This window comes from Microcella sp., assembly GCF_030645145.1.
Lineage (GTDB): Bacteria > Actinomycetota > Actinomycetes > Actinomycetales > Microbacteriaceae > Microcella.
The window spans coordinates 1-2,156 of the sequence record NZ_JAUSMI010000139.1 but is presented as its reverse complement, the minus strand read 5'-3'; the positions used below and the strand labels follow the sequence as shown (position 1 = coordinate 2,156).

Genomic DNA, 2,156 nt, shown 5'->3' with positions numbered 1-2,156 from the left:
GGCCCGGCCCCCCCGCGGGCCGCACCCCCGGCTCGCACCCAGCGGGCCCGCGCCGCCCCCTGCGAGAATGGCCGCATGGCCATCGAGACCGGCGCGCCCGCGGGCGCCCCCGCATCCCCCCTCGCCCGCGTGATCGAGCGCAACGGCGTCCCCTTCGCCGTGCGCGACCTGTCCCTCGCCGAGGCGGGTCGCCACCAGCTGCGCCTCGCGGAGCACGAGATGCCGGGCCTCATGGCCCTCCGCGAGGAGTTCGGCCCGCACCAGCCCCTCGCCGGCGCGCGCATCGCCGGCTCGCTGCACATGACCGTGCAGACCGCGGTGCTCATCGAGACGCTCGTCGCTCTCGGCGCCGACGTGCGCTGGGCGAGCTGCAACATCTTCTCCACGCAGGACGAGGCGGCCGCCGCGGTCGTCGTCGGCCGCACCGGCACCCCCGAGGCACCCGAGGGCACGCCGGTCTTCGCCTGGAAGGGCGAGACCCTCGAGGAGTACTGGTGGGCGACCCAGCAGATCTTCGACTTCGGCGTCGACGAGTCGGGCGCCCCGATTGGGCCGACGATGATCCTCGACGACGGCGGTGACGCCACCCTCCTCGTGCACAAGGGCACCCAGTTCGAGGCGGCGGGCGCGGTCCCGGATGCCGCGGCCGACGAGAGCGCGGAGGGCCGCGTCGTCCTCGACGTGCTCCGCGCCTCGCTCGCGAGCGACCCGCAGCGCTGGACGCGCGTGGGCCAGGGCATCCTCGGCGTCACGGAGGAGACCACGACGGGCGTCCACCGCCTGTACGAGCTGCACCGCGACGGCCAGCTGCTCTTCCCCGCGATCAACGTCAACGACTCCGTGACGAAGAGCAAGTTCGACAACAAGTACGGCATCCGCCACTCGCTGCCCGACGGCCTCAATCGCGCGACCGACGTGCTCATGGGCGGCAAGACCGTCTTCGTGTGCGGCTACGGCGACGTGGGCAAGGGCAGCGCGGATGCCCTCCGCGGCCAGGGCGCGCGCGTCATCGTCTCCGAGATCGACCCCATCAACGCGCTGCAGGCGGCCATGGACGGCTACCAGGTCGCCCGGCTCGACGACGTGATCGGCGAGATCGACATCCTCGTCACCGCGACGGGCAACGAGTCGGTCGTGACGCTCGAGCACCTGCAGGGGCTCAAGCACCTCGCGATCGTCGCGAACGTCGGCCACTTCGACAACGAGATCGACATGGCGGGGCTCGAGAGCCTCCCGGGCGCCGAGCGCATCGAGATCAAGCCGCAGGTGCACGAGTGGCGCCTGCCGACCGGCCGCTCGATCCTCGTGCTGAGCGAGGGCCGGCTGATGAACCTCGGCAACGCCACGGGGCACCCGAGCTTCGTGATGAGCGCGTCGTTCACGAATCAGGTGCTCGCGCAGCTCGAGCTGCACACGAATCCCGACGCGTACCCCCTCGGAGTCCACGTCCTGCCGAAGGCCCTCGACGAGAAGGTCGCGCGCCTGCACCTCGCGGCGCTCGGCGTGAAGCTCACCGAGCTGACCCCGCGCCAGGCTGCGTACATCGGCGTGGACGTCGACGGTCCCTACAAGGTCGATCACTACCGCTACTGAGCGGCGACGGATGCGGGCCCGGTGCGACGCACCGGGCCCGTTCCGGTTCCCCGGCCACGGCCTCGCGGGCGCGCGCGAGCGCGACACGCCCGAGGCGGCCGCGATTTGCCCGATGCCCCGCTCAGCCGTAATGTATCTACCTGTTGCCCCAAGCGGGCGGGAGAGCGAAAAGCCTCCCGAACCCCAAGCGGAAACGAACCCCCTTCTTCTCAGCCAGAACGGCTCGCCGTTCCGATGCGTGGAGGAGCGGGAAGCGGATCCCCTCCGATGACAGCGACTCTCTCGAGAGCCGGCCAGTCGAGGGGAGCCGGAAGGAAGAGCCCTGTTGCGAGCGCTGCGAAGCGCGAGGTCAGGTGCGCCCGATCCTTGAGAACTCAACAGCGTGCACTAAGTCAATGCCAAATTATCCTCGTCGGTCGACATTTGTCGGCCGGTTGAGATTCCTTTGGATTGAAACGAATGTCAGTAGATATTCGAACTTCAGTCAGACAAACTCGTGGCAGCTCATCACTTCGGTGGCGGTTGTCGCAACTAGATGTGCCGGTGGCTCTTCGGGGCTGCTT

1 protein-coding gene is annotated in these 2,156 nt (G+C 69.5%); it reads left to right on the top strand.

The genetic code is table 11. From position 1 onward, the window contains the following. Positions 1-75 precede the first annotated feature (75 nt). Complete coding sequence (ahcY, locus tag Q7T15_RS09450; RefSeq protein ID WP_304695625.1) at positions 76-1,593, top strand: adenosylhomocysteinase; 1,518 nt, start codon at positions 76-78, stop codon at positions 1,591-1,593. Positions 1,594-2,156 lie beyond the last annotated feature (563 nt).